The organism is Weissella sp. DD23, assembly GCF_001579105.1.
In the GTDB taxonomy this organism is placed as follows: domain Bacteria; phylum Bacillota; class Bacilli; order Lactobacillales; family Lactobacillaceae; genus Weissella; species Weissella cibaria.
The window spans coordinates 30573-40438 of the sequence record NZ_KQ970392.1; the positions used below are offsets into that span (position 1 = coordinate 30573).

The 9866-nt window shown below is 45.3% G+C and carries 11 protein-coding genes; 8 read left to right on the plus strand and 3 right to left on the minus strand.

Features of this window, described 5'->3' with window-relative positions; all coding sequences use genetic code 11:
- The first annotated feature begins 118 nt into the window (after window positions 1-118).
- Window positions 119-1024, plus strand: coding sequence for a sulfite exporter TauE/SafE family protein (locus tag WEIDD23_RS04560; protein WP_010375292.1), 906 nt, complete (start codon window positions 119-121; stop codon window positions 1022-1024).
- Window positions 1025-1420: 396 nt separating this feature from the next.
- Entirely contained in the window at window positions 1421-2680 is a 1260-nt protein-coding gene (tyrS, locus tag WEIDD23_RS04565) for a tyrosine--tRNA ligase (protein WP_010375289.1), read from the plus strand.
- Between the two features lie 42 nt (window positions 2681-2722).
- Here the strand turns inward: tyrS and WEIDD23_RS04570 are convergent, their stop codons facing one another.
- Window positions 2723-3916, minus strand: a complete 1194-nt coding sequence (locus WEIDD23_RS04570; protein ID WP_010375287.1) for a VanZ family protein — start codon at window positions 3914-3916, stop codon at window positions 2723-2725.
- A gap of 229 nt (window positions 3917-4145) precedes the next feature.
- On the opposite strand from WEIDD23_RS04570, the gene WEIDD23_RS04575 reads away from it, so the two are divergent.
- Window positions 4146-5090, plus strand: a complete 945-nt coding sequence (locus tag WEIDD23_RS04575) for an NADP-dependent oxidoreductase (RefSeq protein WP_010375283.1) — start codon at window positions 4146-4148, stop codon at window positions 5088-5090.
- A gap of 141 nt (window positions 5091-5231) precedes the next feature.
- Window positions 5232-5981, plus strand: coding sequence for a glycosyltransferase family 2 protein (locus WEIDD23_RS04580; RefSeq protein WP_010375281.1), 750 nt, complete (start codon window positions 5232-5234; stop codon window positions 5979-5981).
- Window positions 5982-6376: 395 nt separating this feature from the next.
- On the opposite strand, the gene WEIDD23_RS13030 is transcribed toward WEIDD23_RS04580, so the two are convergent.
- Both WEIDD23_RS13030 and WEIDD23_RS04590 read right to left on the minus strand, forming a co-directional pair.
- Window positions 6377-6529, minus strand: coding sequence for a hypothetical protein (locus tag WEIDD23_RS13030; protein ID WP_155722923.1), 153 nt, complete (start codon window positions 6527-6529; stop codon window positions 6377-6379).
- 31 nt (window positions 6530-6560) lie between these two features.
- The gene (locus WEIDD23_RS04590; RefSeq protein WP_010375272.1) at window positions 6561-6824 is read right to left on the minus strand and encodes a hypothetical protein; all 264 of its coding nucleotides are present in this window, start codon (window positions 6822-6824) and stop codon (window positions 6561-6563) included.
- Window positions 6825-6969: 145 nt separating this feature from the next.
- On the opposite strand from WEIDD23_RS04590, the gene WEIDD23_RS04595 reads away from it, so the two are divergent.
- The 4 genes from WEIDD23_RS04595 to WEIDD23_RS04610 form a co-directional block, all read left to right on the plus strand.
- Window positions 6970-8004 carry a branched-chain amino acid aminotransferase gene (locus WEIDD23_RS04595; RefSeq protein WP_010375270.1) on the plus strand — a complete coding sequence of 345 codons (1035 nt, stop codon included), beginning with the start codon at window positions 6970-6972 and terminating at the stop codon, window positions 8002-8004.
- Between the two features lie 216 nt (window positions 8005-8220).
- Window positions 8221-8541 carry a PTS sugar transporter subunit IIB gene (locus WEIDD23_RS04600; protein ID WP_010375267.1) on the plus strand — a complete coding sequence of 107 codons (321 nt, stop codon included), beginning with the start codon at window positions 8221-8223 and terminating at the stop codon, window positions 8539-8541.
- A gap of 51 nt (window positions 8542-8592) precedes the next feature.
- Window positions 8593-8919, plus strand: a complete 327-nt coding sequence (locus WEIDD23_RS04605; RefSeq protein ID WP_062358799.1) for a PTS lactose/cellobiose transporter subunit IIA — start codon at window positions 8593-8595, stop codon at window positions 8917-8919.
- A partial coding sequence (locus WEIDD23_RS04610; protein ID WP_062358800.1) for a family 1 glycosylhydrolase occupies window positions 8919-9866 on the plus strand: 948 nt, incomplete at its 3' end. The genes WEIDD23_RS04605 and WEIDD23_RS04610, both read left to right, overlap by 1 nt.

Here is a 9866-nt window from a genome sequence, read left to right on the forward strand (position 1 = left end):
ACTTCGTCGCAACGCGACGACCCAATAATCCAATAAGACTTACTGGTCAAAAATCGTGCCTAAACCACTAATTTTTGGTAAACTTAATTTTCGGACAAACAAATTTTAGGAGTTTTTTATGACAGAACATTTGGTATTACGCGCCCTACAGGTGCTATTAATCATTGCATTAATTGGGATGGCAATTTTGTACATCACCACAATGCGTCGCAACAAAGTAAACCTACTCCAAAAGTTTGTCCCGGGATTCATCATTGGGTTTATTACAGATTTCGGTGATACAATCGGTATCGGTTCATTCGCAACGACGACCGCGTTCTTCAAAGGTTTTAAGTGGCTGGATGACGATCGTAAATTGCCGGGTACAATGAATGCTGGTCATGCAATCCCCGTGTTTGTGGAAGCTCTGTTCTTCCTCACATCCGTTAAAATTGAAGTGTCAACTTTGATTCCAATGACGTTAGCGGCGGTGGCCGGGGCGGCATCTGGTACACGTATTACGGCTAATTGGCCAGTGCGTAAGATGCAACGCGGGTTATCGATTGCCTTGACGCTGGCGGCCGTCACAATGTTCATTAAGTTGCTGACGAACCCAGGCCATGCTGAATCAATGACGACCCACGGGTTGCATGGTTGGCTACTTGTCTTGGGCTTGGTGGTCAACTTTACGTTGGGGGTGTTGATGACCATTGGCTTGGGAAATTACACACCAGAGTTGATTTTTTTCTCACTAGTCGGTGTTAATCCGTTGGTTGCCTTTCCAGTGATGATGATGGATGCTGCTATGATCATGATGACGTCAGCGATTGGTTTTGTGAAGACCGGCCGTGTTGAGTGGCGTGGATTCACCGGTATGGCAATCGGTGGTGTTATCGGTGTTATCGTGGCTGCGAAGTTAGTGACCAACATTAACATTGCCATTTTGAGCTACTTTATCGTCGCACTAGCGTTGTACACGGCATTTAATCTATTCCGTGATTCACGTCAACCAGAACCAGCAGATATTATTAATCGCGATAACTAATTTCTAAAAGCAATGTTGCCAGAAAAAAATAATGGTAGCATTGCTTTTTAATTTCGAGACATCGCGATAACTGACAACCATGTTATTAGTATCTGTTTATCGGAAAAGGTGCGTGCTATAATAGATTTATTACATGAGCGAATTTAGTAGGGATTTTGGTGGACATGCAGAGAGCTAGCGGATGTTGTGAGCTAGCCAAGTCCAAAACCTGAATTACACTCGCACAAACATCATGTACGTCACCCCAACGTTACTGGGAAGATGAGTGGTCACGAAATATCGTGGCAATTTAGGTGGTACCGCGTTTAACAGCGCCCTAATCAGTGTTAACTGGTTGGGGTGCTTTTTATTACCCCAACCAAAAAGAATGTCATCATTTTTTAGAGGAGAGTAGCTATGGCAGAAGATATTTTGCAAGAACTAGCATGGCGTGGTGCCATCAATCAAACAACCGATGAAGATGGTCTACGCGAGCAAATGACCAAGGAACAAATCGGTGTGTACGTAGGAATCGACCCAACCGGGGATTCAATGCACATCGGACACTTGATTCCATTTATGATTTTGAAGCGATTCCAATTGGCTGGTCAAAAGCCAGTGATCGTTGTGGGTGGTGCCACTGGTTCAATCGGTGACCCATCAGGTAAGAAGTCAGAGCGTAAGTTGTTGTCACAAGAGGACGTGGCTGCTAACGTTGAGAAGATTCGCGCCCAGATGGTAAAGTTGTTCGGTGAAGATGGTTTCACAATTGTGAACAACTTTGATTGGTTGGGCAAGTTGTCATTGCTCGACATGTTGCGTGAATACGGTAAGTTGTTCTCGATCAACACCATGTTGGCGAAGGATGTCGTTGCGTCTCGTTTGGAAGCCGGCATTTCATTTACGGAATTTACGTATCAAATCTTGCAATCAATCGACTTCCATGAGTTGTGGAAGCGCGAAAATGTGCGCTTGCAAGTTGGTGGTTCAGACCAATGGGGTAACATCACGGGTGGTATCGATTTGATCCACAAGCTTGAGGGTGGTGAAGCACCAGCCTTTGGTTTGACAGTGCCTTTGCTGTTGAAGGCTGACGGTACAAAGTTTGGTAAGACTGAAGGTGGTGCCGTTTGGCTTGATCCAGAGAAGACGACGCCATTTGAGTTCTACCAATTCTGGTTGAACACAGCTGATTCTGATGTCGAGAAGATGTTGAAGTACTTTACGTTCTTGTCACAAGACGAAATCAGCGCTTTGGTAGCCGACTTGCAAGAAAATGCAGCTGCGCGCAATGCACAACGTCGTTTGGCACAAGAAGTGACGACATTCGTGCACGGTGCTGAGGCTGTTAAGACGGCTGAAACGATGACGAAGGTGTTGTTTGGTAACGCTGACGTCGCTGAATTGACGACTGAAGAAGTGGCAATTTTGGCTGGTAACGTCCCAACGTTTGAAATCGACAATGCTGAAATTGGTTTGTTGGACTTGGTTGTGGCAGCCGGCTTGGAAAAGTCAAAGACAGCCGCTCGTAAGTCAGTTAAGGACGGTGCCATCCGTATTAATGGTGAGCAAATCACTGATGAAGAAGCCGTCATTAACCCAACCGCAAAGTACGATGGACAATATGTCATTGTGAAGCGCGGTAAGAAGAAGTGGGCCGTAGCGGTCGTACGTTAATAAAAAAATGCCTGATGGAATTCTCCGTCAGGCATTTTTTCATTAGTGATGACGCTCGCTACGTGAAGTAGGTTGTTGGTCAACTTCAGGTTGTGGCGTAGTCTGTTCTTTTAGAATTGGCGCGTCGGCCATTGTTGTTGTTTTAACAATCGCTTCTGATCCAGCGCCACTAATTTTCTCGTACAACAACTTATGCTGTGGTCGGAAAATGGTAATCAGCCAATCAATGACTAAAATCACCGCTGGGGCCGCGAACAGCAAGATGAATGTATAGGTGCGGTTCAAAGTTTCAGCTGAAACGGTCCCGGTTGAGCCAATCAATTGGAGCCAGAATGGGAAGAAGTAAATGGTAAATCCAACCATTAAAGCGTTACGAACAATGATGCGCCAACGTTGTGACTTGGCGACATCGTAACGAATACGTACGACCATTTGTCCCAAAGTTGCACCGAGCAAAAGCGGCACAACACCCCAGACAATGATATAAGACAAGATGTCAGCACTCGTTTCATTGGGCAAAATTTGCGTCAAAACGAAACTAATGGCCGTTGCAATAACGAAATCCAAGCCGAATGATAGTAAGCGACGTACCAATGTTACACGGTGGCCAAGACTGCGAGCACGTTCATCCATCCGATCACGAGATGGCAACAGGATACCAAGTAATGGCGCGAAAACCCAGCCAATCAGGCCACCAGTGGTGTTCAAAATCAAATCATCAACGTCAAACAAACGGTATGGACGCCAGTATATATGGTACAAACCGGTGTATTGGGTTGTTTCATAAAAGAGCGTCAGCATGAATGTCAAAATTAAGGTGGTAAAGAAGCCACGCTTGAAATAGAAGTGCAAGTACATGCCGAATGGCACGGTTAGTAAGACGTTAAAGGCCGCTTGCGTAAAGGATGGATCCAATAGACCGGCTTTTAACCCACCACCGTGGAAGTAGGGATTGTCTTGGAAGAAGGTCCGAACAACTTGCAAGGGATCTAAATTACGCGTTGGTGCGCCGATGGCTTGCAAGTGTTCGAGAGTCGCTTCCGTTGGTAATGGTAAAATAACCAAGAAAAATGCTGTCGTGAAATAAAAAACAAAACTAAACGTCATCACCGTGTGCCAAAAGGTCACGGCACCATAACGACGATACTGTAGGAATAAAAATGGAATGAATAGCGCTATCAAAATAATAGGAAATGCAATGATAGCGTCAATAATAGGAACGCCAAATCCGCTCACGAGACTTACCTCCGTTTTTCTGTCATAATGAATTATACAGGGTTGTAACAGTAAATTCACTTAAACTTCACTTGTTAAAAAACAAGCAAAGTCGCCCTTTGTGGACATTGTCGCAAATTGTTTTTCACAATCTTGGCTTTTTTTGTTGCATTTACTTTTCGTAAGTGTAAAATTAAGGTCATCAATTAAGAGAAATAGTATTTTTGAAACGAAAGAAGGAATAATACTCATGGCTACGATGAAGGCTGTTGTATTTGATGAATTTGGTGATGTTGACGTATTCCACGAAGCAGAAGTGGAAAAGCCAGTTTTGACGAAGGGTAGCATCTTGATCAAGCAAGCTGCTATCGCAATGGACCCATACGACGTGAAGTTCCGTGCCGGTGCCTTTGGTGTACCAGCTAAGGAAAACATGATCGGTGGTTCAACGATTGCCGGTGTTGTTGAAGCGGTTGCGGCTGATGTAACTGAGTTCAAGGTTGGTGAGCGTGTTGTGGCAGTTCCTCACGAGCACGGTTACGCAGAGTACGCCGTTGTTGACGCTGACACTGCTGGTCACTTGCCAGATTCTGTTTCATTCGAAGATGCTGCTGCATTGGCTTTGGGTGGTCAAACTGGTTACCAAGCCGTTGTTGACGCTTTGAACTTGCAAGAAGGTGAGTCAATCTTGATTCACGGTGGTGCTGGTGCCGTTGGTTACGCCGCTTTGCAAACGGCTTTGTACCGTGGCGCATCAAAGATTTACACGACTTCATTGCCAACTGATATTGATTACCTACACGAGTTGAACGAAGACATCGTGGCAATCGACTTCACGACGCAAAAGTTTACTGACGTTATCCCAGAGTCATCAGTTGATACTGTTGTTGAAATCATTGGTGGTAACAACGCTTTGGGTTCAATGCAAGTTTTGAAGGATGGCGGACGTATCGTATCTACTGTTCCTTTGGGCGACGACGTTAAGGCTGCTCGCGATGCCAAGAACATCAAGGGTGACTACTACGTGATGCAATCAACGACTGAAGTTTTGACGCAATTGATGGAGCACTTGGGAAACGGTGACTACAAGGTTGCTGTTGCTGAAGTAAAGCCATTCAGCTTGGAAAACTTGAAGGAAGGTCACAAGATTGTTGAAGCACAAGCCGTTCGCGGTAAGGTTGTTTTGACGTTCTAATTGACTGATTAAAACTAATCGACAAATTAAAAATCCGCATGACCTTTTCCTACCGGTCATGCGGATTTTAGTATATAGTAGTGTCGGAAAGTGGGACAGGGATGCTGCCTGTAATTAAGAAAGCAGAAGAAGGATAAGAACATGACACAAGAACCACTTGTAACGGTTGCCGTTTTGAGTCATAACCTAGAAGGCTATATCGGCCACAGTCTAAAAACAATTAATAAGCAAACATATCGGAATATGGATATTGTCATTTTGGATGATGCATCAACGGATGATACATTGACTGAAATTAATCACTGGGTGGCCCGTGATGATCGGATGCGGTTGATTAAGAATAATAAGCGTCGTGGCGTGGCAACGATGCGCAATCGCGCGCTTAAGGAAATTCGCGGTAAGTACTTCATTTTCGTTGATGGGGATGACCAATTAGCGCCAGCCTTTGTTGAAACACTCGTGAAGGGGCTTGAAGAAAATCCTGATGTTGATATCGCAAGTGTCGGTTTTAGCTGGGGCGCCAGCGGTGTACCTAAGAAGGCGAACGAAGTTAAGTTCCGTCGCATTGATCGGGCCGCGATGTTTGAAGGGGTTACGCACCGTGGCCACGTCATTTCAGGCATGGTTTGGAACAAGGCGTACCGTTCAGCTAATCTGTTAGATAGTCAGGTACGCTTTGACGAATCATTGGAGCTAGCCGAAGATCACTTGTGGATCGCCCAATTGGTCGCATCAAAGGCGATGTCAGAGTATTCAATCTTTGCATCGGATGTCTTGTACAACAAGGTATCACGGTCAACGAGTATTATTCACACAGCCTCACATGCATTACGTGAGCGCGAACGTGAGATTGACCAACAAATCGCCCGCATTGGGGATGACATAATTTAGCGCCACGCTGCTTTTTTGTTGTGTGTCGTGCTATCGCACGAGCAACAGGCCCGGGTGGTATCCTACGCCTTTGTTCAAAAACTCGGCAACCGAATGGCGCGGACGCCATTCAGCGGGGCAAGTAATTCCCCCTAAAGCCTCAAGGTCTGTATGGGCTTTTCTGAATAGCGCCGGCCATGCGGCATGTTGCCGATTTTTGAACGCTCCGGATACCACCCGGGCCTGTTGCAGCAGCCAAGATGTTCTCTGATATTTGGGAGTGTCAATGATTGTGGCATAATGGTAGAGGGTCCAATGATGATTATCAAACAAACAGAGAATGCCTCGTCGCAACGCGGCGACGAAAGAAACTAAACACAAAAGGCTGTTCAGTATTTTCGCTGAACAGCTTTTTTTTAAAGGTCATGTTTACTTTCCAAAAATTCTTCATATTGTAACTTTGATTGTGAAACTTGCGTTCGTTGCTGAGGCCCACGACGACTAAACAACATGATAATAGGACTGCTTATCAATGATAATAATCCTAAGCCTAATAATACTTTTCCCATAAGAATGTCCTCCTGCAGGTAACATGACGGTTCACTTAGAAATAAGCTGGTAGTCCGTGTGGAAACTTTTTTCGCTGATGACACGATAGGTATTCTCAGGTGACTTTATTAAGTACCAACCGGTTGTGCCCATACTTACCCCTAGTCGAGGTGTTGCGATAACGAGTACATCTTTTTCCGGTGTATTCCACCAGATTAGTTTGCGATTAAAAGCTGTCATTACCCAATCTGGCGTATCGCCAGTAGTCGTGATTTGCCATGCATCAACCTGACTGTTGTTAATTATTGCTTTCATAAGAATATCCCCCCCTGAATGTATTGGGGACAGTATGGAACACTAATAATTATTATGCAAGCGATTGGCTTACTTTTTGCAGTTGACAAAACTCTCATTTTAATCTCATAATTGTGGCACATCAAAAATATTAGGGGAAATAATTATGGGGAAAACACAGGTAACAGATTTAGATTGGGATAATCTTGGCTTCGCGTATCATGATTTGCCATACCGGTATCGTGCAGTTTACCGGAACGGGGCATGGGAGCCTGGTGAACTCATCACAGACAGTGATTTTCAAATTAGCGAAGCGGCGGTTGCGCTACATTATGGGCAACAAGCTTTTGAAGGGCTGAAAGCTTATCGTCGCCCAGATGGTGGGGTTAACTTGTTTCGCCCAGATCAAAACGCAGCCCGCATGGCTCGCTCGGCGGAACGGTTGCGGATGCCAGCCTATCCAGAAGATTTGTTTGTCGAGGCGGTGAAGCAAGTTGTGGCTGCAAATCAAGAATTTGTCCCACCGTATGGTTCGGGAGCAACCTTGTATCTCCGACCATTGTTGATTGGATCTGGTCCAGCTGTCGGTGTACATCCCGCTGATGAATATATTTTTAACATTTATGCGACGCCAGTTGGGGCCTACTATAAAGGTGGCCTAACACCGACTGCGTACGTCACGAGTGAATATGACCGAGCTGCCCACGGTGGTACGGGGCAAGCGAAGGTCGGTGGTAACTATGCGGCTTCGATGCTGCCCGGTGAACAAGCGCACGCGGCTGGGTACTCCGATGTGGTGTATCTTGACCCCCGATTGCATGAAAATATTGAAGAACTTGGTTCAGCAAACTTCTTCGGTATTACGCGGGATGGCCGTTTCTTAACACCAAAGTCGCCCTCAATTTTGCCATCAATTACCAAATACTCATTGCTGACCTTAGCTAAAGAAGCTGGCCTGCAACCTGAGGAAACCACGATTAGTATTAATGAATTGGAACAATTTGAAGAAGCTGGTGCGATGGGGACCGCGGCGGTTATTTCACCGGTTGGTTCAATTACGCATCGTGGCCAGAAGCATGTTTTTTATTCAGAAACAGCTGTGGGACCAAAGACGCAAGCGTTATATGACCGCTTAACTGGTATTCAATTTGGTACCGAAGTTGGTCCGGCCGGTTGGGCAGTCGATGTGCCGTTACAATAACTGAAAAATTACCTGGAAACCGGTTTGGATGATTGTTATCCAACCGGTTTTTTACATATTTTTGATAAATAAAGCAATAACTAGATAAAAAACTTTTATGAAAACGCTTGCATAATAAAAAGTAAGCGCTTACAATAAATGTATACCTTGATGAAAGGTAAATTAATAATTTATTAAAAATATATCATTTAGTATTTGGTGTTGGGGGAAATAATCATGGCAGAGAAGACGATTATGTTAGCTTGTGCAGCAGGTATGTCAACGTCAATGTTGGTTAAGAAGATGCAAGATGCCGCTAAGGCTGCTGGCAAGGATTATGAAATCTTTGCAACATCAACGTCAGACGTTGATGAGAAGTTGGCAAGTAGCAACAAGCCAGATGTTGTATTGCTTGGCCCTCAAGTGAGTTACATGAAGAAGGAAATCCAAGCCAAGACGGATGCCGCCGGTGTCCCATTGGACGTTATCAACATGATGGACTACGGCATGATGAAGGGCGACAACGTATTGAAGACGGCGGAAGCCCTTATTTCTTAAAGAGTTACAAGCAGCGATTTGGTCATGAGTTAATATTCGGGGGATGACGTAATGGATGACGAGCGTATGGCGGTTGTAATGGGATTGATTATGCACGGTGGTAATGCCAAGGGGCAAGCCTTCCAAGCTATTCACTTTGCAAAGGCGGGTCAGTTTGATGAAGCTGACGAAGCGTTGGTAGCAGCAAATCAAGAATTGAAGGAAGCGCATGATGTGCAAACCGATATGTTGACCAAGGAAGCTCAAGGCGAGCATACCGAAGTTGATTTATATATGGTGCATGGTCAGGATCACTTAATGAATGCCATTACTTTCCGTGATATGGCTGTTGAACTGATTGCGTTGATGAAGCGGGTACAAGCATTGGAGGAAAAGTGATGGTAAAAGGATATCGCATGCCCGACGGCTTCCTTTGGGGAGGGGCCGTTGCAGCGCACCAGCTTGAGGGGGCTTGGGACGTTGATGGCAAAGGTGTATCAATTGCGGATGTGATGTTAGCTGGTAAGAATGGTGTGCCACGTGAAGTGACTGATACGGTTCTACCAGATGGCAACTATCCAAATCACCGTGGGATTGATTTTTATCACACTTATCCAGCTGATTTTAAATTGATGAAGGAGTTGGGCTTGAAAGCTTTCCGGACGTCAATTGCTTGGACCCGGATTTTTCCAAATGGGGATGAGACGGAACCAAATGAAGCGGGACTCGCATACTACGATGCCTTGATTGATGAGATGTTGGCGAATGGCATCGAACCAGTTTTGACATTGAGTCACTTCGAAATACCGTATCATTTGGTGACCGAGTATGGTGGCTGGCGTAATCGTCAGTTGATTACATTCTTTGAACGATTTGCTCGTGTAGTCTTTGAGCGATTTGGGGATCGCGTGAAATACTGGATGACGTTCAACGAAATTAACAACCAAACATCATGGATGGATCCACACCCCATGTTGCAAAACTCAGGGTTGAAGGATTATGACGAAGCAGATGCGGAAGAATTGATGTACTTGGCATCGCACCACGAGTTGGTGGCCTCGGCATTGGTGACGAAAGCTGCGCATGAAATTAATCCGAATATTCAAGTTGGTGACATGATTGCGATGAATCCGGTTTATCCGGCAACGTCGAAACCTGAAGATATTATGATGGCTGAACGCGCCATGCAAGCACGCTACTTCTGGGGGGATGTACATGCTTTGGGGCAATACCCAAATTGGTTGCGTAAGTATTGGGACCACAAGGGCTTCGATATCGATGTGACGCCAGAAGATGAAGCTATCTTGGCCGCAAACACGGTTGATTATGTGGCGTTCTCGTACTAT